The 22503-nt window shown below is 36.0% G+C and carries 24 protein-coding genes, 1 tRNA gene and 1 other annotated feature; of the genes, 19 read left to right on the top strand and 6 right to left on the bottom strand.

Translation table 11 applies throughout. The annotated features are described in order from the left end of the window. Nucleotides 1–219: 219 nt before the first annotated feature. The 6 genes from AB3I27_RS07030 (at nt 220) to AB3I27_RS07005 (ending at nt 6961) form a co-directional block, all read left to right on the top strand. Nucleotides 220–927: a LytTR family DNA-binding domain-containing protein gene (locus AB3I27_RS07030; RefSeq protein ID WP_104869265.1), complete on the top strand. Its 708-nt coding sequence runs from the start codon at nt 220–222 to the stop codon at nt 925–927. A 1-nt stretch (nt 928) separates the two neighbouring features. After that, the gene (locus tag AB3I27_RS07025) at nt 929–2218 is read left to right on the top strand and encodes a sensor histidine kinase (protein WP_002312174.1); all 1290 of its coding nucleotides are present in this window, start codon (nt 929–931) and stop codon (nt 2216–2218) included. A gap of 80 nt (nt 2219–2298) precedes the next feature. Then, a complete protein-coding gene (locus tag AB3I27_RS07020) occupies nt 2299–3996 on the top strand; it encodes an ABC transporter ATP-binding protein (RefSeq protein WP_265328427.1) in 1698 nt (565 codons plus the stop codon). Nucleotides 3997–4077: 81 nt separating this feature from the next. Further along, nucleotides 4078–4200 carry a hypothetical protein gene (locus AB3I27_RS07015; protein WP_262389375.1) on the top strand — a complete coding sequence of 41 codons (123 nt, stop codon included), beginning with the start codon at nt 4078–4080 and terminating at the stop codon, nt 4198–4200. Between the two features lie 378 nt (nt 4201–4578). Then, nucleotides 4579–4806, top strand: a binding site (T-box leader). Between the two features lie 60 nt (nt 4807–4866). Further along, nucleotides 4867–5997 (top strand): 5-methyltetrahydropteroyltriglutamate--homocysteine S-methyltransferase, encoded by a 1131-nt coding sequence (locus AB3I27_RS07010; RefSeq protein ID WP_002308430.1) that lies wholly within the window; start codon nt 4867–4869, stop codon nt 5995–5997. Nucleotides 5998–6202: 205 nt separating this feature from the next. Beyond that, nucleotides 6203–6961, top strand: a complete 759-nt coding sequence (locus AB3I27_RS07005; protein WP_235688743.1) for a hypothetical protein — start codon at nt 6203–6205, stop codon at nt 6959–6961. 225 nt (nt 6962–7186) lie between these two features. On the opposite strand, the gene AB3I27_RS07000 is transcribed toward AB3I27_RS07005, so the two are convergent. Together AB3I27_RS07000 and AB3I27_RS06995 are read right to left on the bottom strand one after the other, a co-directional pair. Further along, the gene (locus tag AB3I27_RS07000) at nt 7187–8800 is read right to left on the bottom strand and encodes an FAD-dependent oxidoreductase (RefSeq protein ID WP_104869266.1); all 1614 of its coding nucleotides are present in this window, start codon (nt 8798–8800) and stop codon (nt 7187–7189) included. A 193-nt stretch (nt 8801–8993) separates the two neighbouring features. Next, complete coding sequence (locus tag AB3I27_RS06995; RefSeq protein ID WP_104869267.1) at nt 8994–10928, bottom strand: ABC-F family ATP-binding cassette domain-containing protein; 1935 nt, start codon at nt 10926–10928, stop codon at nt 8994–8996. Nucleotides 10929–11153: 225 nt separating this feature from the next. Here AB3I27_RS06995 and AB3I27_RS06990 point away from each other — a divergent pair, with 225 nt between their 5' ends. Further along, nucleotides 11154–11810 carry a redox-sensing transcriptional repressor Rex gene (locus AB3I27_RS06990; protein WP_002287746.1) on the top strand — a complete coding sequence of 219 codons (657 nt, stop codon included), beginning with the start codon at nt 11154–11156 and terminating at the stop codon, nt 11808–11810. 73 nt (nt 11811–11883) lie between these two features. Here the strand turns inward: AB3I27_RS06990 and AB3I27_RS06985 are convergent, their stop codons facing one another. Next, a complete protein-coding gene (locus AB3I27_RS06985) occupies nt 11884–12237 on the bottom strand; it encodes a thioredoxin family protein (protein ID WP_104771455.1) in 354 nt (117 codons plus the stop codon). Nucleotides 12238–12429: 192 nt separating this feature from the next. Between AB3I27_RS06985 and AB3I27_RS06980 the strand changes: the two genes are divergently transcribed. The 5 genes from AB3I27_RS06980 (at nt 12430) to AB3I27_RS06960 (ending at nt 15250) form a co-directional block, all read left to right on the top strand. Beyond that, the gene (locus AB3I27_RS06980; protein WP_104771454.1) at nt 12430–13359 is read left to right on the top strand and encodes a permease; all 930 of its coding nucleotides are present in this window, start codon (nt 12430–12432) and stop codon (nt 13357–13359) included. A 10-nt stretch (nt 13360–13369) separates the two neighbouring features. Then, nucleotides 13370–14212 (top strand): TIGR03943 family protein, encoded by an 843-nt coding sequence (locus tag AB3I27_RS06975; RefSeq protein WP_104771453.1) that lies wholly within the window; start codon nt 13370–13372, stop codon nt 14210–14212. Between the two features lie 263 nt (nt 14213–14475). After that, nucleotides 14476–14673, top strand: coding sequence for a hypothetical protein (locus AB3I27_RS06970; RefSeq protein WP_002308443.1), 198 nt, complete (start codon nt 14476–14478; stop codon nt 14671–14673). A 32-nt stretch (nt 14674–14705) separates the two neighbouring features. Continuing rightward, nucleotides 14706–14972, top strand: coding sequence for a hypothetical protein (locus AB3I27_RS06965; protein ID WP_235688803.1), 267 nt, complete (start codon nt 14706–14708; stop codon nt 14970–14972). A 5-nt stretch (nt 14973–14977) separates the two neighbouring features. Next, a complete protein-coding gene (locus AB3I27_RS06960) occupies nt 14978–15250 on the top strand; it encodes a LytTR family transcriptional regulator DNA-binding domain-containing protein (protein ID WP_235688745.1) in 273 nt (90 codons plus the stop codon). A gap of 260 nt (nt 15251–15510) precedes the next feature. Here the strand turns inward: AB3I27_RS06960 and AB3I27_RS06955 are convergent, their stop codons facing one another. After that, nucleotides 15511–15990, bottom strand: coding sequence for a threonine/serine exporter family protein (locus AB3I27_RS06955; protein ID WP_002308447.1), 480 nt, complete (start codon nt 15988–15990; stop codon nt 15511–15513). A 15-nt stretch (nt 15991–16005) separates the two neighbouring features. Then, complete coding sequence (locus AB3I27_RS06950) at nt 16006–16758, bottom strand: threonine/serine exporter family protein (protein ID WP_002308449.1); 753 nt, start codon at nt 16756–16758, stop codon at nt 16006–16008. Nucleotides 16759–16874: 116 nt separating this feature from the next. Here AB3I27_RS06950 and AB3I27_RS06945 point away from each other — a divergent pair. From AB3I27_RS06945 to AB3I27_RS06915, 7 genes are all read left to right on the top strand, one after another. Further along, nucleotides 16875–16945 (top strand) — tRNA-Gly (locus AB3I27_RS06945). Nucleotides 16946–17180: 235 nt separating this feature from the next. Next, a complete protein-coding gene (locus AB3I27_RS06940; protein ID WP_002313453.1) occupies nt 17181–17906 on the top strand; it encodes a DNA/RNA non-specific endonuclease in 726 nt (241 codons plus the stop codon). Between the two features lie 253 nt (nt 17907–18159). Next, nucleotides 18160–18426, top strand: a complete 267-nt coding sequence (locus AB3I27_RS06935) for an IreB family regulatory phosphoprotein (RefSeq protein ID WP_002290885.1) — start codon at nt 18160–18162, stop codon at nt 18424–18426. Further along, nucleotides 18423–18854: a Holliday junction resolvase RuvX gene (gene ruvX, locus AB3I27_RS06930; protein WP_002290886.1), complete on the top strand. Its 432-nt coding sequence runs from the start codon at nt 18423–18425 to the stop codon at nt 18852–18854. Before AB3I27_RS06935 ends, ruvX begins: the two co-directional genes overlap by 4 nt. A gap of 25 nt (nt 18855–18879) precedes the next feature. After that, on the top strand, nt 18880–19185 hold the full coding sequence (locus AB3I27_RS06925) for a DUF1292 domain-containing protein (RefSeq protein ID WP_002308458.1): 306 nt from the start codon (nt 18880–18882) through the stop codon (nt 19183–19185). A gap of 555 nt (nt 19186–19740) precedes the next feature. Continuing rightward, nucleotides 19741–20577, top strand: a complete 837-nt coding sequence (locus AB3I27_RS06920) for a sulfite exporter TauE/SafE family protein (RefSeq protein ID WP_002313455.1) — start codon at nt 19741–19743, stop codon at nt 20575–20577. A 63-nt stretch (nt 20578–20640) separates the two neighbouring features. Beyond that, a complete protein-coding gene (locus AB3I27_RS06915) occupies nt 20641–21075 on the top strand; it encodes a GNAT family N-acetyltransferase (RefSeq protein ID WP_222897041.1) in 435 nt (144 codons plus the stop codon). 60 nt (nt 21076–21135) lie between these two features. Here the strand turns inward: AB3I27_RS06915 and AB3I27_RS06910 are convergent, their stop codons facing one another. Beyond that, complete coding sequence (locus AB3I27_RS06910) at nt 21136–22458, bottom strand: 2-hydroxycarboxylate transporter family protein (RefSeq protein WP_002308483.1); 1323 nt, start codon at nt 22456–22458, stop codon at nt 21136–21138. Nucleotides 22459–22503 lie beyond the last annotated feature (45 nt).

Below are 22503 nucleotides of genomic sequence, written 5' to 3'. Positions count from 1 at the left end.
TCATTGCTGCAACTACCAACTATTATGTCGATAATACTTTTCTTTCTGCTTAATAGCATTATTATGGTGCTTCTGAGTAGTACTGGGAAAATTTCTAATACCGTAATTTTAATTTTGGTATATGTACTTTTCTTATTGAAAGTCTTTATTTCAATCTAATTAAAGATACGGTTGTGGTATATTTTTTGTAGAAGATATATAGAGAAGGGATACGAGAAAATGAAATTTGCAATCTGTGATGATGAAGAAATTTATTTTGATTACCTCCGAAGTGTCATTAGTACTTTGGAAGATGAAGAAGAAATTTGGATTGAATACTATTCAACAGGTGAAAAATTGTTGAAGGACTTAAAAAATAACCAACATTTTGATTTAATATTTATGGATGTTTATTTTACTGATGAAGCTCAAGGGGTTGAGATATCCAAATCCATTCGAGAATTTGATACAAAGGTCCCAATATGTTTTTTGACTACTTCTGAAGAATACGTATTCGATGGATATGATGTGCAAGCTTTACAATATCTAATTAAACCGATTGAAAAAACCCAGATTCAAAAGATTATAAATCGTATCAAAAAACAGAATAAAAAGGATTACTTGGTTATCCATAGTAATTATGAAGTTCATCGAATACTAAAAAAGGATATTTTATATGTTGAAAGCAGTAAAAGACAATTGATTATTCATCCTAATAATCAATCTGAAATTTCAACTTACGCTAAACTAAAAGATTTCTCAAAAGAATATTTAAAAGAAACCTTTGTTCAATGTCATCAATCTTTCATCGTAAATATGGAATACATAGATGTTATTTCTTCTAATCAGGTTTATTTATTGCGTGGGCGAGACATCATTCCAATAAGTAGAAGGTTTAAAAAATCGTGTTTAGAAAAATTTAAAAGATATATATTTGAGGGAAGTTAATATGGAGACAATCATTCATTTTTTCAAAGATACCTCATTATTATCTTTATTTAATATATTAACAACTGTATTTGAAGCATTACTCATTTTTTATTTCCTACAAACGTTTTTTGAAAACAGTAAGTTTTCGTGGAAGACAACTATAATTATTATCTTTGTTGGTAGTATGTTTGTGATAATAGTAACCCAGATTTTTGAGGCTTCTTCAATTGTACTTTTTTTATTCTTGTTTTTCTGTACATTTTTATTTGAGAATAGACTTAGAGATAAGTTTGGTATTGTCCTCTTATTCTTTTTGGTGGTGCTGATGAGTGGAATTATTGTTAATGGTGTTGGAAACGTCTACTCACTTCTAACTCAATCGTCAATTCAAAAAGAAATAAAGCAACAGATTTTTGATGTTTATCTATCTGATTTGACAGTCTTTTTCTGTCTTTTCTTTATAAGAAATAGAAAAATGAAACCAATTTCTTTTATCGGTATGATCCTAGTAATGCTAGTACTTTATATTTCTAATAGCTTTGTGGTATTTGTTATTAGCGTGGTATTTGGTGAGAGTAATCAGGATTATTTGATAATCTCTCTTAATGTGACTGTCCTGTCCTTGTTACTGAGTATAGCATTCCTATTTTATTACGTAGAAATTAGAAAAAAGAATATTGAAACACAGATTGAAAGTAAGTATTTAAAACATGTTTATCAATTAAAGCAAAATGAAGTAACGGCAATTAAAGAAAGTAACGAAGAAATTTATAAAGTTAAACATGATATGAAAAATCAGCTACTAATGATTCGCCATCTGTACGAAAAAAGTGCTGTAGAAGGAAATACTTATATTGGTAAGCTGATTTCTAATATGGAATATGATAAGGGAGGAAAAAAATATACAGGTCAGCTTATTATTGATTACTTTTTGAATCAGTTAGACACCTCATGTAAGGAACTAAATATAAGACTTATTGTGGATGTGGTTAAACTTCCTAAGCTGAGGATTGATGATGTTGACTTAACTATTATTGTTAGCAATATTTTTGATAATGCAATTGAAGCATCAAAATTTCTAGATAGTCCTTATATTGATGTAAAAATACAAACTAGAAATAATTATTTAGTATTTAGCTGTATAAATAATTATTCCAAAGAGTCCTTAAAAAGTAAAAAATCAAATAAAACGGAGAAACATGGGATTGGTTTAACTAATGTTCGACGAGCAATTGAAAAATACAATGGTGAACTAGATATAAAGAAAGAAGTTAATATTTACAAAATCTCATTTTTTATTAAATTTTAGAGAAGGGTAGCACAATGGAAAACTTGATCGAAAAAAAAGGAATAGTTTATCTGCTGAGATAGTCAAATTTTTCTCGTCTTCTGGTTGGAATTGCATTTTTTTTAAGTATCGTTGGAACAATTGCTAGTTTAATGCTTCCATTGATTATAAGAAATGTTATTGATAGTTTTTCTTATGAGAACATTGGAATGAAAGATTTCTTCATACTGGGAATGATATTGATAGTTCAATTAGTATTCAGTTATATTTCCAGTATCATCTTAGCTTTTCAGGGAGAAAAAATTGTTTCAGACACACGAATCACAATATGGCATAAATTATTAAGATTGAAAGTCAACTACTTTAATAGCCTAAGCTCTGGGGAACTGACTAGCTACTTGATCAATGATTCGGTTTCAATCAAAAACATGATTACAGTACAAATACCACTTTTTTTAAACAGTTGTATTACGTTAATTGGTTCTGTGATTATTTTGATTGCTATGGATGTACAAATGACAGTGCTTATTCTGTTAGTAGTCCCAACAATAGCATTAGTAACAATTCCTATAGGTAAAAGAATGTCTAAGCTATCCAGAAAGAATCAAGATCAGCTTGCTAACTTGACAGGATTTTCTAATCAGATATTAGGTGAAATAAAATTAGTTAAATCAGCAAATGCCGAAAAATTTGAAGAAGACCGAGGAGATGAAAAAATTAAAAGCTTGTTTAAAACAGGTTTTGCAGTTTCTAAACTTCAAGCGTTAATTACGCCAGTAATATTACTATTATTGATGGTTAGTTTCACGGGTGTACTTGCATTTGGACAATATCGTGTCGTACATGAAACACTCACCAGTGGAACGTTGATGGCATTCCTTTTATATATGTTTCAGTTGATAAATCCATTGTCTAACATTTCTTCTTTTTTTAATGCTATGCAGAGTACTCGGGGAGCAGTACAACGAGTTTTGGAAATTTTACGATGTGAGATAGAACCGTATGAAACTAGTGAAAATTTAGCAACTTTAGAGATTGAAAAACTATCATTTTTTGAGGTTACTTTTTGTTATCAAGAAGATAAAAAACCTACACTTGATAGCATATCTTTTCAAGCTGCAAAAGGAAAAAAAATCGCAATTGTTGGTCCCAGCGGCGCAGGAAAAACAACTATATTATCACTAATTGAAAGATTTTATGTTCCAAACTCAGGGAAAATTGCAACTCAATCAGGGGACATTAGCGAAATCCCACTTCAAAATTGGAGAGATAATCTAGCCTATGTTTCACAAGATACGCCAGTTCTTTCTGGAACATTGTATGAAAATCTCACCTATGGGATAAATCGGAAAGTAACTATTCAGGAGTGTAAGGAAGCACTAATCCAAACCAATCTATTAAATAGGCTTACCGAAAATACAGGTAATTTACAATTGGAAATTGAAGAAAGAGGAAAAAATTTATCTGGCGGAGAAAAGCAAAGAGTAGCGATTGCTAGAACTTTTCTTAAAGATGCACCTATCCTAATTTTTGATGAGGCTACTGCTAATTTAGATGCTGATTCTGAAAAGATAATTCAGAGTGCAATTAAAAAGTTATCTAAAGATAAAATTACAATTATTATTGCCCATAGACTTTCAACGATCATGGATTCAGATGAAATATTATTTCTTGAACATGGAAAAATAACCGGAAAAGGTAACCACTATGATTTACTTAAAAATCATGATACCTACAAGAGATATGTTGATAATCAATTCTTATCTAAAAGTAATATCAGTGTGAGTAATGTTGGATAAAAAACAAATTTTATGTTGAATTACGAAGTTTATTGTCCGTAACTTGATATAACTAATAAAACATATGGAGGTGCTAAAACAATGCAAGAAGTAACGGTACAATCTAGCGTTGCGCAACAACAAGATACCCCTAATAAACGAATTGGTATTGGAGCAATTTGTGGGGGGATTTGTTTAGGTGTAATCTGTGGATTATTATGCTAATATTTATTCTTTAAAATGGTACTGAGCGAGAAGTAGTGTGGTAGCTGTTATTACCGCACTACTTTTTTATAATTTATTGGAATTGTGACATATACAGGAGTTGTTTTCCAAATTTTTAAACTAACTTGAGAAACTAGTAAAGAAAAGCGTATTATAGATTCATGTATCGGAAATAATGATGAAATCAGCAAATTTGCATAACTATAATAAAAAGGACTTAGTTTTGATGGGAATTTTTCCAAAATTAAGTCCTTTTTATGTAGTTAAAACGGATATAATTATTTTAAGGAAGTAGTCTAAAGATAACAAATTAGTTTTTGTTTGTTCTTATCCCCTATTGACTTTTCTTTCAAACATGCTATTCTAATTTTATTCTAATAGTATCCGATGAGAAGGAAAGTAGACAGGAAATGGTTCAAGAGAGGCTTTGGTTGGTGTAAAAAGCTAGAAGTTGACTGTCGAAAATGGCCTTAGAGGATTTTTTGTCGAAAGGTAGGCAAAAACGAACAGTCTTTCGTTACCAAGACCACTGATTTTATTGTCAGGCTGAGAGAAAGAATGTTTTTTCTGAAAAAAGGTGGTACCACGAGTATAGTCGTCCTTTTACTAGTATTTGCTAGTAAAAGGATTTTTTTTTACAAAAAAACAAAGAAAAGAGTGAGTGAAATGAGCAAAAACAAACCATTTACAGTAGATCATGTCGGAAGTTTCTTACGTCCGCAATCAATCAAAGAAGCAAGAAAAAAAGTTCAAGAAGGCTTACTTTCAAAAGAAGAACTTCGTACAATCGAAGATCAGGAGATAAAGAGATTAGTAGAAGATCAAAAAGCAGTGGGCATCAAAGGAATTACGGATGGCGAATTTCGGCGCGGATTTTGGCATCTAGATTTTTTAGAAGAACTAAATGGTATCGAAGGTTATGTTCCAGAAACTGGATATAATCAAACATTCCACGGGAAAGCAGCACCAGCTTATAATATTCGAGTAGTAGATAAATTATCTTTCAATCCAAACCACCCATTTTTAAAAGATTTTGCTTTTCTGAAAGAAGTAGTGGAAACAGATGATACTTTTGTTGCAAAAGCAACGATCCCTAGTCCCACGATGATTTTACGACAAGAGATTCTATCTAACGATGGTTCTTCAAAAATCAATGAGATCTATCCTGATCTATCTGATTTTTATGAGGACTTGTCATCTACTTACAAAGCAGCGATTCATGCTTTTTATGAAAAAGGTTGCCGTTACCTGCAATTCGATGATACAAATTGGGCGTTTCTAGCTGATCAAACTAAAAGAGAAACACTTCTTCAAAAAGGAATTGATCCGAAAGAAATGGCTCATATTTGTACAGAGATTATCAATAACGCACTGGAAGACAAACCAGAAGATTTGACGATCACGACACATATCTGCCGCGGGAATCACGCTTCTTCGTGGCTGTTCTCCGGTGGATATGAACCCATTGCAGAAGAGTTATTTTCAACGAATTATGATGGTTTCTTTTTGGAATACGATTCTGACCGAGCAGGTGATTTTACCCCTTTAAGACATTGGAATAATAAAGAAAGTAAAGTCGTTTTAGGATTAGTCACTTCTAAGTTTCCAGATTTGGAAGATACGGAGAAGATAAAAGAACGAATAAAAGAAGCACAACAATTTGTACCGTTGGAAAATCTAAGTATCAGTCCTCAATGTGGGTTTGCTTCAACAGAAGAAGGAAACCATTTAACAGAAGAAGAACAATGGAAGAAAATCCAATTATTGCAGCAAGTCGCAAAAGAAGTTTGGCTATAAAAAATGTAGTGTTCCAAAAAGCTAGATTTTTATGAAGTGGAGAAATCCACTTTTTTTATTTCCTGATCCTACATGTATGACCAATCGAATCCGATAAATCCTTCACTATATCTTTCATTTTCTATAAACCAAAAGGAAAAAAATGACCTTTCCCTCTTTTCAATAAAATGACATGGTAATCGACAAAAGAAAGGGAGAAGACTGTATGAATAGATATGAAATATTATCGAGATTTTTCAAAAAAAATAAGCGATATGATTTTGTGAGTCAAAGTAACGAAAGCCAACAGAAGCCAAATGCTCATTTTCAAGCAGTGGGATTTGATGTGAATATGGATCTGTTAAAAAAATTAGAACCTTACAGGAAATACTACGCGAAAGAAACTAGTCAGTCTAATTCGATAGAAGAATCATATAATCGGTTAGGCGCTATAGTAGAATCAGCACAAGTGACCTTGATGCCCTATTCTATCGATACTGTACCAGACGAATGTGTGGGGAATTTTAGAGAGGAGATGGTTAAGAAACTGAAAAATAAATTATATTTATCTGATTATCTTCATTATTGGTTGAATATAGAATTAGAAAAATTAAATTTCTTAAAAGTATCAAATACTAGTGGACCATTCGTTGAAGAATTAGAAAGAAAAGTCCAAATACGCTATAATCTTTTGATCAGTTGCCTTGATGGAAATCTCCCAAATAGAAAATTGAATGACGAAGTTATAGAAGAAATAATCAGTCGAATAGCCCCTCGTCATTATAAAATCAACGAGATGGTGGAAAAATATTATAAATATAGAAAAGCGGTTCTCAGCACACCAGTTCCTAGTATCACGGAACGTAAACCAATCGATTTAGCGAGATTAGAGGAATTAAAACAAACTTTATCAGATAAGAGAAAAACAGAAGAAAAATCCAAAAAGAGTGTTTTATTAGTTCCTAGTGCTGAGAAACTAAGATGATGCCTGATAATTTTATGAAAAGAAACGCCTAAAATAACCAAACTGTGGAATATTTAAACTTTCTTAAACTATAACCTAATAAATGTGAAGAAATAATGCACAATTTCTTCACATTTATCTTCTATTCTATATACATACCAACCAACAACCCTATATACTTTTTCATTTTTACTCCTCAAGTAAAAATAACTCCTAGACCGCGGCCACCCACCGCGGTCGTTTTTTTTATTCTTCAATCAAAATCGCTTTGATACCCAAACCTGACAAGATTCGTGCAGAAGTATAAGTATTCAATCCTCTTCTAAAAGTAATGTAAACTTTTTTATCTTTTGGGATTTCATTGATTCGATCTCGTAACTCATTCATTGGAATATTTTTTGTTGCCGAGATACTGCCAGAAGGTACTTTATTAGGTTCACGTATATCTAAAAAGAACGCTTCTTTCAAATCGTTTTCGGGTATATCACTTGCTTTGATCGTTTCTACGATATTTGTCATTTGATTGATTGCGACATAACCAGCTATATTCAACGGGTCACGGGTAGTAGAATACGGTGGAGAGTAAGGCAACTCCAAATCAGGCAAATCAAAGACTGTCAAGTTTCCGGTGATCGCTACAGAAAGTTCTCCCATCCGTTTGTCGACTCCCTTTTCTCCAAATGCTTGTCCACCTAAAATCCGACCGCTATCTGCATCAAAAATCAGCTTTAGATTTAATCTTGTAGCTTCTGGATAGAAATAGGCATGGTCAAAAGGAGTGATAAAAACAGTTTTATAATTTGTTATGCCTGATGCTTTTAATGCATGTTCTGTCATTCCCGCATAACTTGCTGTATGATCAAAGATTTTTGCGACACCCGCACCAATATATCCGCGATAGCGCATAGGCGTACCATTTAAAATATCTGCCAACATATGTCCTTGACGATTGGCCGCACTGGAAAGCATACTTTGGATCGGCTGACCAGTCACTACACTAGTCGTTTCGATAATATCGCCAATCGCATAGATGTCCGGCAGATTGGTTTGTAACTGGTCATCAACAATGATCTGGCCTGTATCTGATAATTGTATGCCGGCTGCTTTCACTACTTCATTATTCGGAGAAACACCAACAGCAAAGATTATCATATCAGCAGAAAGGACGGAGCCATCTGATAATACTATTTCTCGACCTTTATCACGGATCTCAGTAACTCTTGTTTCTAAATGAACGGCTAATCCTTCTTTCAGCAATTTGTCATAAACTAAATCAGCAATTTCTGGATCATAAGGGAAAGCGACTTGTGGCAATTGATCGATTAAAGTCACGTCTAAGCCGCGATGCTTGAAATTCTCAGCTAATTCCAGACCCATAACACCTGCGCCAAGGATGACAACATGTTGTGGTTTTTTTTCTTCAAGAAACGATTTGATTCGATCCGCATCTGTCACACTACGGAGGACAAAGCCGTTTTCTGCTTCAAAAACTCCGGGAATATCCGGATAATCTGGTCTAGCACCAGAAGAGATGATCAACTTATCGTAATCTGTTTTTGTTTCTTCATTTGTGGATAGGTCTTTAACTGTTAATCGCTTAGTAGAAGGATCGATTGCTGTTACTTCGTGTTTAGTAAAGACATCGATGTTGTTTTTTGTTTTCAATATTTCTGGTGTACGTTCGATCAGCGAGTCACGGTCAGTGATCACACCTCCTAAATAATAAGGCAAAGCACAACTTGCATAAGAAATATTTTCTCCGCGTTCATAGATAATGATTTCGTGCGCTTCATTCAATCGACGGAAACGAGTGGCAAACGAAGGACCGCCAGCTACACCGCCAATGACAACAACTTTCATAAAAACATCTCCTTTTCTACGTTGATCGTACTATGTTATGGTAAAAAACAGCAAATAATTGTGCCGGAAAATTATTGTTTATTTTGTCAGTAGAGAAAAATAGTAAGAAAAAGAGAACGGTTTCGCTATGTTTCTGCATAAAAAAGAAAGAGGCTATGACAACAGTGCTGTCACAACCTCTTTCCATTGGCTTTTAATTCTCGTATTCTTCTAATTCCAAGCTTAGTTCTTCCCATTCCGTCAATTTTGTTTCTTGATCTTGTCTAGCAGCTTCTAAATCTTGATTCAGCTCATTGAGTTTTACGTGATCTTCCAGATTTTCTGGTGCGACCATTTCTTGTTCCAACCGATCGATCCATTCATCGATCCGCGTCATTTCTTCTTCAACCTGAGTGATTTTTCGTTGAAGGCTACGGATAAGCTTTTGCTGTTCTTTGCTTTGGTAATAATCGGATTTATTCGTAGGAGCAGGAGCGGATTCTGGCTCATCTTGTGCCAATAATTCGGCGATTTCTTCTTCTTCCTGTTTCTTCTCTAAATAATAATCATAGTCTCCTAGATAGACTTTGCTGCCATTTTCAGAGAGTTCGACGACTTTTGTCGCGATCCGATTGATGAAATATCGGTCATGGGAAACAAAAAGCAGTGTGCCGTCATAATCGATCAATGCATTTTCTAATACTTCTTTGTTGTCAATATCTAAATGGTTTGTTGGTTCATCCAAAATCAAAAAATTTTCTTTGTTCATCGCTAATTTGGCTAAAGCAACCCGTGCTTTTTCACCGCCACTTAACAAAGGGATTGGTTTTTCTACATCTTCGCCAGAAAATAAGAAAGCACCTAAAGCACTTCGAATCTCTTTTTCTGGAGTGGTAGGATGCTCATCCCACAATTCTGCTAGAATCGTCTTGTTTGTATGCAGATCAGCTTGCCCTTGATCGTAATAGCCGATGGTGACATTTGTCCCTAGCGTTTCTTTGCCACGGATAAAAGGAATCTGGTGGATGATCGATTTCAGCAACGTTGATTTTCCGATACCATTCGGACCAACTAGAGCAATCGCTTCTTGACGACGGATATCCAAATTGATTGGTTCAGATAAGGTGACATCATCATATCCGATAGCGGCATCTTCGATTTGCAAGACAACATTTCCAGAAGGTTTTTCTATACTGAAAAGAAAGTTTGCTTGTTTCTCATCCCCTTGAGGACGATCCAGACGTTCCATTTTTTCTAATGTCTTTCTGCGACTTTGCGCCCGTTTAGTGGTAGAGGCACGAACAAGATTCCGAGCAACGAAGTCTTCTAATTTGTGAATCTCTGTCTGTTGCTTTTCATAAGCCTTCCATTCACTTGTCAGCTGTTCTGCTTTCAAGTCTAGATACTTCGAGTAGTTGCCTTTGTAATGGCGCATTTTTCTTCTGCTTAATTCATAGACTTCATTGACTACTTTATCTAAAAAATAACGGTCATGGGAAACAATCAGTAATGCACCGGTATAGCTTTGCAAATAATTTTCAAGCCAAGAAAGTGTCTCAATATCCAAGTGGTTCGTGGGTTCGTCTAGAATCAAAATGTCAGGGTGTTGTAAAAGCATGCGAGCTAGAGCTAAACGTGTACGCTGTCCACCTGATAAAGTATCGATTTTCTGATCATAAAAGGAAGAATCGAATTTAAACCCATGCAATACGGAACGAATTTCATTTTCATAACCATAGCCGTTTCGATCCGAAAAATCGTGTTGCAGTCGATCATATTCTTTTAAATAAGAAGTATAAGCGGGTGTATCTGGCGTACCTTCGCTAATGAAAATCTCTAGTTCGCGCATCCGCTGTTCCATTTGTCTAACTTGTTCAAAAGCTTTCAGCATCTCGTTCCACACTGTTTCATTGGAATCAAGTCCTGTGTCCTGAGCGAGGTATCCGAGAGTCGCTGTTTTATTTTTAGCGATCTTTCCTTCATCTGGCGCTTCAATTCCAGCAATGATCTTCAATAAAGTTGATTTTCCGGCGCCATTTCTGCCAACTAAAGCGACACGAGCGCCTGTACTGATTTCTAAATGTATGTTTTCAAATAAGACTTCTGCACCAAAATGGCGAGCAATCTGATTGGCTTGTAATAATATCATGGAATCCTCTTTTCTACTTTGTGAATTCTCCTCAAATAAAAAACTATTTTTCAATTAGTAGTCTACCATAAATTCCATTATACTGCGAGATTTGCAGAAATGATAAATAAATGAATAAAGAATAAAATTTCACAATATCTGAGCAATGGAATTGATTTTTTCCTATAAATACTGCTATGATGGAGAAATCAAAGATGTAATTAGACAATACGTGGAGGTCATTTCGTGAAAGATCATATTATTCCAAAGGCGACAGCTAAAAGACTGCCTTTGTATTATCGTTATTTAAGGATTTTAAATAATGCTGGAAAGAAAAAAGTGTCTTCAACTGAATTAAGTGAAGCCGTTCAAGTAGATAGCGCAACGATCCGTCGAGATTTTTCTTATTTTGGCGAATTAGGAAAACGTGGGTATGGGTATGATGTAGAAGATCTTATGCACTTTTTTGCGAAGACATTAAATGATGATCAATTGACAAATGTTGCGCTGATTGGTGTAGGGAACTTGGGAAGTGCTTTACTAAAATATAAATTCCATCAAAGTAATAGCATACGTATCAGTTGTGCTTTTGATGTGAATGAAGAAATCGTTGGACGCATCGTAGACGGTATCCCCGTTTATCCAATGGAAGATATGTCGGAACAAATCAAGATCCAGCAAATCGAAGTAGCGATTTTAACGATTCCCGCTGAAAGAGCACAAGAAGTAGTCAATCAGTTAACGGAAGCAGGAATCAAAGGAATCTTGAACTTTACCGCTGCTCGATTGAATGCTCCGTCAGATGTATTGATCCAAAATGTTGATTTGACGAATGAATTGCAAACCTTGATCTATTTCTTGCATTCTGACGCAAATGCGCATTCCGAAAATACAGCAGAATAAAAATAAAAAGCGATTGAACAAATGAAGGCGAAACTTTCACTTGTTCAATCGCTTTTTTCTGTTTGGATAATGATTATTCTGTTCGAAAGATTTCTTCATAAGAAAGAGAGTCATCTTCTGCTGTCAGTTCATCTAGTAAATGACGGATTTTTTTAAAGTCGATGAACCGCGCTTGCCGAAAGACCTCTTTGCCTTGATGAAAAATCAGAACAACTGGCGCAGTCAATACTTCAAATCTGCTAGCTACTTCTGGTGTTTCGAATGCATCCAAATGAAGTGCCGGAATATCATAATGGGTGAGCAGCTCCTCCAATCGTGGACGAACAGCGTGACAAACACTGCAATTAGGCATCGAAAGATAAACGATGGCAACGGATGATTGTTGCAGTATGTATTGAACTTCAGTCAAGTTAGTGGTTTGTTTCATTTTCATTCTCCTTTTTGTGATAGCAGTGATATGTACGAGACCTTAATCTAATGGGAATAATAGAAAAAGTCAATTGAATTGCTTCGATAAAAAATAAGAGTTGTGTAAAAATTTACAGAGCAACTTGTTTTTTTTTGAATAAAAGCGTATATTTGCAAAGCGAATGAACTAGAAATGAAAAGGAGGAAACTCATGTTTTCTTTTATTCCCAATTCGGTTTTGCAGATGAGTACGATTTTCTTATCAATTGTTATCGAAGCATTGCCCTTTGTACTATTAGGTTGTCTTATCTCAGGCGCCTTACAAGTATTTTTGACCCCAGAACGTGTGAAGCGATGGCTTCCTGAAAATCGTATATTCTCTATTTTTATTGGTTCGATCTTAGGATTTTTCTTTCCTTCATGTGAATGCGGCATCGTACCAATCGTTCATCAGTTTGTAAAAAAAGGCGTGCCGGTCCACACAGCATTTGCTTTTATGCTGACAGCGCCAATCATTAATCCCATTGTGATTTTTTCCACGTTTATCGCATTTGGCAATTCTTGGCAGATGGCAAGCTGGCGGGTGATGGGCAGCTTTTTTGTTGCCCTTGTGATTGGTGTCTGGCTTGCCTATTTTCAAAAAGACGCTGTATTGAAAGAAAAAATCTCCTCTAAAGTAGCAGAAGATCACCATCATCATGTGCATGAACAAGAACACAGTGATAAGAATGAACCAAAAAATCGGCTGATCCATCAAACGGGGCATGTGTTGACACATTCAATCGATGAATTTTTTGATACAGGTCGTTATTTGATCATTGGTGGGTTAATCGCAGCTGCGATGCAGACTTATTTACCAACTAGAATGATGCTAACGCTCGGCTCAACAAAGATTTTAGCCATCATTATCATGCTGTTATTAGCTTTTACGATGTCTCTTTGCTCAGAAGCAGATGCGTTTATCGGGTCTTCTTTGTTAAGTCTGTTCGGCACAGCACCTGTAGCTGCCTTTTTGGTTTTTGGTCCAATGGTCGATATCAAAAATCTATTGATGATGAAACGATATTTTACAGGACGTTTTATTTTATCGCTGATCGGACTGATTGCCCTTAGCGTTGTTGGATTCACATTATTTATCTAGGAGGAAAAATATGCTGCGGTTTTTGTTTTTATCTGGCTATTTCGAATTGATGATGTATTTGCAAGTTTCTGGTAAACTTGATCAATATATCAATGTCCATTATCGCTACTTAGCTATTCTTTCAATGATTTTATCTGCTCTTTTGGCTTTAGTTCAGCTGTATTTGTGGGTCAAAAACGGAAAAGCAGAGGAAGAGACGCACGAGCATGATCATGATCACGACCATGGGTTATCGAAACCTTATCAACGTGGAATCGCCTATGTACTGCTTGCTTTGCCAGTAATCGTTGGTACGTTGTTTCCAACAGTTAGTCTGGATACTACGATCGTAGAAGCCAAAGGATTTAATTTTCCGGTAAGCAAAGAATCGGTAGGGGACCCGGAGATGCAGACGCAATACCTAAAGCCAGATACAAGTATTTATTTCAACAAATCAGACTATTTAGACCAAATGAATGAACTGAAAGAGAAGTATGGGGATAAGCAGACTATCGAGATCACAGATGAAAATTATTTAGAAGTCATGGAGCTGATCTATAATTACCCTAGCGAATTCATTGGCAAAAAAATCAGCTACGAAGGATTTGTTTACCAAACACCAAACGATAGCAATGAAGATATCTTCTTGTTCCGATTCGGTATTATCCATTGTGTGGCAGATTCAGGAGTCTTTGGATTGTTAACACATATGCCGGAAGGAGTAACGGTTAAAAACGATGAGTGGTATAAAATAGAAGGAACCATCCAATCGGACTATTATCAACCATTCAAGCGTGAAATTCCATCTGTAGTTGTGACAAACGCTGAGAAAGTCTCTGCTCCGAAAAATCAGTATGTGTATCGTTCTTTTTAAAAGAAAAAATAAATGAACATAGCTCAGACAGTTGACGTGTAAGGACGTTGGTTGTCTGGCTTTTTTTGTATGAGATATTTGGCTATTTGATATGTTTTGTAAAATGATATTTATTTTAGAAGTTGCATGCTGAATGTAGTTAATAGCGGTTTCAAAGGTGTTGGAAAAGATTGTGAAGAGAATTACAATTTATTCCTAAAATGTATTTAGAAAAATGGTATGCAATAATTTAAATAGTAAAATATCAAGTGGAGGTACTTTGTATGATAACACGTATATTTATTTTGGATGACAGTTTGGTTTTTGAAAAAATGATAGAAGATATTTTAGAAGAATCCAGAAATTTACTGATTCCTTGGAATTTCGAGATAATCAAGGGATTGAACGTCATGCAGTTTGTTGAATTTGTCAAAAACAATGATATTCGTTCATCGGATATTTTTTTCTTGATATCGATTTGAACGCTTATTACAGCGGGATTGAACTAGGAGAAATGCTTAGAGAAAAGAATGCGAAGTGTAGAATTGTTTATTTGACCTCTCATCCGAATAAAGCAATAGCTGTTATTAACCGAAATATTACGCCTAGCGGGTATTTGATAAAAGAATTCACTTATGAAAAAAATAAAAAAAACATCCAAAGTTACTTATTGAAAGAAAAAGAGAACGAGCCTGTTCAACAAGCAAACAAAAAAAGTGGACGTCTGTTCGTTATGGCAATAGCGATCATTATATCCATTACGATGAAATTCTTTATCTAATGAGTATGCCAGGTTATAAAAATAAGATAGGCTTGGTATTGAAAGACGAAGAGGCACTCATAAACGGCACAATAAAAAAATATAAAAAAACACTGGAATATGAGTATTTATGTAAAGATTTAAAAGCCTACATCATTAATACTGAAAACATTGCATCTATTAACCGAGTAAATGAAATAGTAACGTTTACGAATGGAGAACAACTAGAGATGGGTAAGAGAAGTATTGATAAACTAAAGAAATTTATTCAAGAAAAGATAAGGAATGAATCATTTTAAACAATTAAAAATAAAGGATCATATCTCACTTTTTAGTAAACAGACTTAAGTTAATCATGCAAGTTCCTTTTTCCATTTTGTTTGCTAATACTCAGACCAAGACGCTGCTTTCACCATTTCTACTAAACAGTGTTCCAGAAGTAGTTTCTTCGAAAAATAAGATAGGATTCACAAAAATTTAAGAAACCTTTTTCGTGAATCCTGTCTTATTTCGTGAAGCTAATTATTTCTGTCATATCCTTTTCTTTGTTACATTTCGTTTATTTAAAAAGCCGTTTTTTTCGTTTCAACATGATGGCATCGCGCTTTACTTTGAAGTTGCGGATGTTATGGTTAAAGACTTCCGATAATACGAGACCTAAAGCAATTGCTCCAGCTATCATGATTGCTTGGACCGCATAATGAGCTGCTTCTTGATAGGATTCAGTAACGAGATTTCGAACCGCTTGATAAGCCAAACCACCAGGGACTAAAGGAACCATCCCAGGAATATTGAAAATCGTTACAGGCATTCTCAAACGTTTAGAGAAAAGATCACTGATGAATGCGACTCCTAAAGAGCCAAGCAATGATCCGAAAGCAGCAGATCCGCCCATTTGAACACAGATCCAGTAAATCATCCAGCCGAAAGCACCAGAAAGACCACAACAAATCAATGAACGCCTAGGGACATTTGTAACAATGGCAAATGCCGCAGTCGCTAAAAAACTAAAAGAAAATTGAATAAATAACGTGCCCATACTCGTGCTCCTTTCTTAATAAAAAAGCTGGAAAATAAAAGCAATCGCAAAACCAATCATCGTAGCAGTCATCATCGCTTCTGTTCCGCGAGAAACCCCTGACACATAATGGCCAGCTAGCAAATCACGGATAGCGTTCGTAATTTGAACCCCAGGAACCAAAGGCATCACACATCCGATAATAATTAAATCCTGATTGCTTCCTAAGCCAAAACGAACACTGTAGATAGCAGCTATGCCAATCAATAAAGAAGATAAAAATTCCGATAAAAATTTGATTCTAAAAAATTTCAAACTATACAGATAAACTGCGTATCCCCATCCACCAATAACTAAAGTCACAGGCAAATCGGTCATCTTTCCGCCGAATAACACCATGATTGTTCCACTGATAACTGCCGCACTAACGATCTGCAACCAGACAGGAAAGAACGAACGGTCTCGGTCGATTGCCTGCAATTCACTGTAAAGTTCTTCTAATGTTAGTTCTGAAGCAACATACTTACGTGAAAGATCATTCACTTTTACTACTTTTTCTAAATTGATCGAACGGTTGGTGATTTGTTCCATTCGAATGGTCGAGGTACGATCAAGACCAATAAAGAGACCAGTCTGCGTGACATAGCTGACCAAACGGAAATTTCCAGAAGCTAAAGCAATTCGACTCATCGTATCTTCTACTCGATACATCTCTGCATTGCTTTCCATCATGATTTTCCCAGCGAGTAGACAAGTGTCTAGCAGCAGATCTAATTCTTTTCCCGTCATAGCATCTTCTCCAATAATTGATTGATTAGTTTTATTTTACTACAAAACATATCGGAAGCGTAAAGAATAAAAAAACTTGAGGAAGGAGTAAAAGAGGCGTATACTATTTTTGTATCGCGGGTGTAGTTTAGTGGTAAAATCCCAGCTTCCCAAGCTGATGTCGCGGGTTCGATTCCCGTCACCCGCTTAAAAGAGGGTGTGAAATCAACGTATTGTCTTGATTATGAAAAAAATTTTAATGATAATAAATACCTCACAGATAGAGTTGTGAACGATTAGAGACGAGGAATCCGTCTCTTTTTTGTGTTTTAAGCCGTCTAAAAACTGGTTTTATTTTTTTACTGTTTCTATTTCTTTCCAGTATTTATTTATAGGGGAACATATGTTAAGATTTAGGGAGCTGTTAGTAAAGGAGTAAAGAAATGAGCAAAAAAACAACCAAGGCGATCGTGGGGATCGTCGCTGCTGTCATTGCAGGGGCACTCGGTATTTCCACCACACAAAAAGATTCAGATATCTTCCAACAAATTACAACTATTTTTGATTCCACACCGCAAGCTTCTCAAGTAGCGGATGTACCAGAATATGATGGAAAACATCAAGAAATAGAAATCAATGGGAATCAGCCGGAGTTTACAAAAGAGGATCTTAGTCTTTCCAAAGGGACATGGGAAAGCTATTCAAATATAGACAAATTGAACAGAGTAGGACAAGCCAATGCGATGTTGGGAAAAGACTTGTTTCCTACTGAAAAGAGAGAACCTTTGTATATTGATCCGACAGGTTGGAAACAAAAGAAATTAAGTGACGGACAATGGTTATACAACCGCAGCCATTTGATTGGTTTCCAGTTGACTGGTCAAAATAATAACATTAAAAACTTAATGACAGGGACACGTTCGTTGAATGCTCCGTACATGCTTGCCCACGAAAATGATATTGCGGCATATATCAAAGAAACAAATCATCATGTACGCTATCGTGTCACTCCTCATTTCGAGGGAAATGAACTGGTAGCAAGAGGTGTGCAGTTGGAAGCAGAAAGTATTGAAGACAAAAAAATTGAATTCAATGTCTTTATCTACAATGTTCAAGATGGCTACACCATCAATTATGAGACAGGGCAAGCAATGAAAACGAAAAACTAGTAGCAGCAATTCGAATTTTTTATGAACTTTATGAAAAAAATGTGTAAAAACATACTTTCAAAGAAATATAGCGTATACTTTATGGAAAGAGGGCTTTTGAAAAAGCCACAGAAAAAAGGAAAAATCAGACAAATCATGTTTCTTAATTTATTCAGAAGTTTGGAATATTTGTTTGTAGTTTTCCCTTTCTTCGAGTAAAATAAGGGTGTAGAAGGTAAGCTGGAATTACCTTGCGGGAAAGAGGTGTAGAATCATGGGTTTTACAGATGAAACCGTACGTTTTGGTTTTGACGATAGTCGCAAAAAAGAAGTGAGCGAAACATTAGCGATTGTTTATCGGGCTTTGGAAGAAAAAGGCTACAATCCAATCAATCAGATTGTCGGCTACTTGCTTTCTGGAGACCCGGCCTACATTCCTCGTTATCGTGATGCACGAAATTTGATTCGCCGTCACGAACGCGATGAAATCATGGAAGTAATTGTCAAAGACTACCTCTCAAATCATGGAGTGAATTTATGAGAGTAATGGGCTTGGATGTCGGTTCTAAGACAGTAGGCGTTGCTGTGAGCGATCCCTTTGGCTGGACAGCTCAAGGTGTAGAAATCATTCGAATCAATGAAGCAGAAGAAGAGTTTGGCTTTGATCGGTTGAAGGAATTAGTGGCGCAGTACGAAGTAGACCGTTTTGTAGTTGGATTACCTAAGAATATGAACAATTCCATCGGACCAAGGGCAGAAGCTTCCATGTCATATGGAGAGAAGATCAAAGAACTATTCTCCTTGCCGGTTGATTATCAAGATGAACGACTAACCACTGTTCAGGCAGAACGTATGCTAGTAGAGCAGGCAAATACTTCAAGAGCGAAACGAAAAAAAGTCATCGATAAATTAGCAGCTGTGATGATTTTACAAAATTATTTAGACGGCTCAGGTAAGCAATTATTTTAATAATAAAAAGAAAAGAGGTAATCTTATGACAGAACATAACCATTCCCACGAACACGAAGGACACGAACACATCACATTGGTGGATGACCAAGGAAATGAAACATTATACGAAATCTTGCTAACAGTTGACGGACAAGAAGAATTTGGACGTAACTATGTTCTTTTATATCCAGCTGGTGTTTCAGAAGATGAAGATGTAGAATTACAAGCTTATGCATACATCGAAAACGAAGATGGAACAGAAGGCGAGTTAGAACAAATCGAAACAGACGCAGAATGGGATATGATCGAAGAAGTATTCAATACATTCATGGCGGAAGAAGAAGAATAGAACGAAAGAATGAATAAGATATAAAAAAGGGATTGTGACAAACGTCTTGTCACAATCCCTTTTTCCAAATAAACGATGTTCAATCAGCTGCTCCTCGGCATTCGCTCGAAAAACGGCGAAATATGAAGAACTATTTTGCCGTTTGTTTCTCTAATAATCAGGTCAAAACACTGATTTCGCAGCCTCTTCTTTAAACGGTGTTCTCCTACCAACTCCTCGGTCACAATATTCATCAAACATGAGAAGCTTTTTTTGAAATTGTTCCTTGTAACTCGGAGCTGAACGGCAGGCTCACGACCTCTTTCTTAAACGGTGTTCAAAAGCTTGCATCTGCGGTAATAAGCCCAACCAAACGAAAAATAGGAGGAGCTATTTTTGTTTGGCTGTTCTTATTACTTGATGCAGGACAGCTTTTTCAGAACCTCTTTTCGTTTAGCACTAAATTTCCTTAAAAAGTAGAAAAGCTTTCGAAGCCTCGTTTGTTTCTTTTACTGTATAATAAAAGAAAAGAGTAAAAATCGCCAAAAGAAATAAACAAGAGAAAGGAAATACAAGATGATTGGTCTGATTTATTTTGTGGTGATCGTTCTGGCGAATACAGTTGGCGCTATTTCCGGGATGGGTGGAGGCGTGTTGATCAAACCGATCCTTGATCTTATCGGTGCCCATTCTGTTGCAGGGATTTCTTTTTACTCAACAGTTGCGGTATTCACGATGTCCATTGTTTCGACTGTGCGACAAGTATCAAGCGGGAAATCACTGAATTGGCAGATTGTCGGTTGGGTATCTAGTGGAGCTGTTGTTGGAGGAGTAGTCGGCAACATTGTATTCGAAGTTTTTTTACAGTTATTTGAAAACGAGAAGCATGTGCAGCTGATCCAAATTTTTTTGACGGTATTGACCTTGGTTTTTGCGTTCTTCTACACCAAGCATCATCAGCCAAAATTTCATTTGACGTCATGGACTTGGTACCTTATATGTGGGGTGGTTCTGGGCTTTTTAGCTAGCTTTTTAGGTATTGGTGGTGGACCAGTCAATGTTTCTTTGTTGATGCTGATGTTTGCATTGCCAATAAAAGAAGCAACACTATATTCTCTATCTACGATTTTCTTTTCTCAACTGGCAAAATTGGTAACGATTGCTTTAACAAGTAGCTTTATGCGCTTTGATTTATCTATGTTGTTTTATGTTATCCCCGCTGCTGTTATTGGAGGTTTGTGGGGAGCAAGATTTAGCAGGATTTTGTCTCCAAAAAAAGTGACCTTTATTTTTCAAGCGATTGTCATCGTGGTTCTTTTGATCAATCTTTACAATGCTTTCGTCATCTTGCAAACATTAGAAGGATCTGGATTCAAGCAAGTCAAAATCACTGAAAAGTCTTTTTTTAAATGAAAAAAGGAGTATACTGTGATAAAAAAATTCATTTAAAAAAATAAAAATTGGCTGGTGATTTGGATGTTGCGGGAAATGCGTTTAGGAGATGCAGAAGCACTACGAGAAATCAATGCGGAACAATTAGGGTATGATGTACCATTAACCGTTACGGTGAGACAAATGAAGAAACTGTTGAAGGAGCCAGAAAAAAATTTTTTTTTGGTTTATGAAGATCCTATTTCTAAAAAAGCAGCTGGCTATGTACATGCGGAGTCCTATGAAGCGATTTTCAGCGATCCGATGTTCAATATTATGGCACTTGCTGTGTCTAAACATGCTGAAAAAAGAGGAATCGGAAAGGCCTTGATGACTGGCGTAGAAGAAGAAGCGAAAAGACGAGGAATATCAGCAATAAGACTTAATTCTGCAAAATACAGAGTAGAAGCACACCGATTTTATGAACACATCGGTTATCATTCCGATAAAATGCAAAAAAGATTTTTGAAAATCCTGTAAATTTTTATCAAAAAATACCTGGTCATCAAGTCGATACTTGATGATCAGGTATTTTTTTGACTAAGAAAGTAATTGCATCAAGAAACCTGAGATGATCAAAACGATGGCACCACCAAGCCGATTGCCCATTTGAGCAAAAGCAATAAGTTCCATCCGATTAGCTGCAGATAAGACAGCTACATTTCCTGTACCACCCATCGAGTTGTTGCATAAGCCAGCAGTAATAGTTGATTCGATTGGATATAAACCAAACAAACGACCGACAAATCCTGAAACCACTGAAATCGCGATAACACTTGTCAAACATAAGACAACAAATTGCCATGTCAAAGCAGAAGCCAATACATTCAGATTCAATAACGCAATACCGATACCGGCAAGAACAGCTGCTGTCAAGTTTTTGACAATCAAGTTGTTGAACATGATAGCTGCATCTTCGTAATATTCTGGTAATAGGTTTGCGATTTTGCAGATAACAACGATAATGATCATGAATGCGTACGCATGGACTTTAGGAACAAAATAGTTACCGATTTGTCCTAAGATGAAGAAAGTCAATGATACCATCAGACCAACACCTAATTGTGGAATGGAAGGTTTTACATTTCTAGGTTTTCCATCGCCAAGGTCGCCTTTTTCCATTAATTTACCATTACCGTTGAATTTTGGCATTGATTGTCCCGCACGAGCAACTAACGCTGCACCAATGATAGCTAGGACATTTGTCATTGCTGTCGCAGGAATCAGGCGGGAAATGATAGAAGAAGCGTCCGTACCTAAAACATTTGCATAAATCGTTGATAAAGGTACAGCTCCGGCTCCAACACCACCAGCCATTGCGGGCAATGAGATATATAAAACGGAATTTGCAAAACCATTTCCGATAAGCATACCTACGAGTCCTACGGCAAAAAAGGAGACGACCATTGAAATAAGTGCAACAGGAATAAAACGAACAGAAGCTTTCATCAATAGATTACGGTTCATACCAAGGATGCTACCAGTAATCAAGGCAGCAATATAAAAGTCTAAAAAGCCCATATTGCTGACAAAGTTTTCTGTGGATTTCACTACATACTCAGGTAAGATCCCAAATGTAGCGATTGCAGCAGAGGCAAAGATCGCAAAGACGGAGCCACCACCTAAATAACTTTTGACGATAGGGATTTTTGTCCCGATAAAATGAAATAAATTACCGAAAATGACCAAAACAGCGATTGGGCCAATCATATTCGTCGGTAATTTTCCTAAAGCCATTGCAATGATCAGGACAAGGACCATGATCAAATAAAGGGGCAAACTTACGCCGGTAATTTTTGTTGACCAAAATCCTTCTTTTTTCTTTTCCTCAACTGCAGTTGCAGTTGTTGTTTTTTGTGCCATTTTTACAGATCCTTTCTTATTCTGTATCGTATGAAAAAAGGCCAA

The sequence above is a fragment of the Enterococcus sp. C46 genome (assembly GCF_040887565.1).
Lineage (GTDB): Bacteria > Bacillota > Bacilli > Lactobacillales > Enterococcaceae > Enterococcus_B > Enterococcus_B lactis.
The sequence above is the reverse complement of the archived record's forward strand: the minus strand, read 5'-3'. Positions and strand labels throughout refer to the sequence as shown.

Bases quoted from the DNA above. Each gene is read 5' to 3' on its own strand.
- AB3I27_RS07030 (WP_104869265.1), top strand. From the start codon at position 220: ATGAAATTTGCAATCTGTGATGATGAAGAAATTTATTTTGATTACCTC.
- AB3I27_RS07025 (WP_002312174.1), top strand. From the start codon at position 929: ATGGAGACAATCATTCATTTTTTCAAAGATACCTCATTATTATCTTTA.
- AB3I27_RS07015 (WP_262389375.1), top strand. From the start codon at position 4,078: ATGCAAGAAGTAACGGTACAATCTAGCGTTGCGCAACAACAAGATACC.
- AB3I27_RS07010 (WP_002308430.1), top strand. From the start codon at position 4,867: ATGAGCAAAAACAAACCATTTACAGTAGATCATGTCGGAAGTTTCTTA.
- AB3I27_RS07005 (WP_235688743.1), top strand. From the start codon at position 6,203: ATGAATAGATATGAAATATTATCGAGATTTTTCAAAAAAAATAAGCGA.
- AB3I27_RS07000 (WP_104869266.1), bottom strand. From the start codon at position 8,800: ATGAAAGTTGTTGTCATTGGCGGTGTAGCTGGCGGTCCTTCGTTTGCC.
- AB3I27_RS06995 (WP_104869267.1), bottom strand. From the start codon at position 10,928: ATGATATTATTACAAGCCAATCAGATTGCTCGCCATTTTGGTGCAGAA.
- AB3I27_RS06985 (WP_104771455.1), bottom strand. From the start codon at position 12,237: ATGAAACAAACCACTAACTTGACTGAAGTTCAATACATACTGCAACAA.
- AB3I27_RS06980 (WP_104771454.1), top strand. From the start codon at position 12,430: ATGTTTTCTTTTATTCCCAATTCGGTTTTGCAGATGAGTACGATTTTC.
- AB3I27_RS06975 (WP_104771453.1), top strand. From the start codon at position 13,370: ATGCTGCGGTTTTTGTTTTTATCTGGCTATTTCGAATTGATGATGTAT.
- AB3I27_RS06970 (WP_002308443.1), top strand. From the start codon at position 14,476: ATGATAACACGTATATTTATTTTGGATGACAGTTTGGTTTTTGAAAAA.
- AB3I27_RS06965 (WP_235688803.1), top strand. From the start codon at position 14,706: ATGCTTAGAGAAAAGAATGCGAAGTGTAGAATTGTTTATTTGACCTCT.
- AB3I27_RS06960 (WP_235688745.1), top strand. From the start codon at position 14,978: ATGCCAGGTTATAAAAATAAGATAGGCTTGGTATTGAAAGACGAAGAG.
- AB3I27_RS06955 (WP_002308447.1), bottom strand. From the start codon at position 15,990: ATGGGCACGTTATTTATTCAATTTTCTTTTAGTTTTTTAGCGACTGCG.
- AB3I27_RS06950 (WP_002308449.1), bottom strand. From the start codon at position 16,758: ATGACGGGAAAAGAATTAGATCTGCTGCTAGACACTTGTCTACTCGCT.
- AB3I27_RS06940 (WP_002313453.1), top strand. From the start codon at position 17,181: ATGAGCAAAAAAACAACCAAGGCGATCGTGGGGATCGTCGCTGCTGTC.
- AB3I27_RS06935 (WP_002290885.1), top strand. From the start codon at position 18,160: ATGGGTTTTACAGATGAAACCGTACGTTTTGGTTTTGACGATAGTCGC.
- ruvX (WP_002290886.1), top strand. From the start codon at position 18,423: ATGAGAGTAATGGGCTTGGATGTCGGTTCTAAGACAGTAGGCGTTGCT.
- AB3I27_RS06925 (WP_002308458.1), top strand. From the start codon at position 18,880: ATGACAGAACATAACCATTCCCACGAACACGAAGGACACGAACACATC.
- AB3I27_RS06920 (WP_002313455.1), top strand. From the start codon at position 19,741: ATGATTGGTCTGATTTATTTTGTGGTGATCGTTCTGGCGAATACAGTT.
- AB3I27_RS06915 (WP_222897041.1), top strand. From the start codon at position 20,641: ATGTTGCGGGAAATGCGTTTAGGAGATGCAGAAGCACTACGAGAAATC.
- AB3I27_RS06910 (WP_002308483.1), bottom strand. From the start codon at position 22,458: ATGGCACAAAAAACAACAACTGCAACTGCAGTTGAGGAAAAGAAAAAA.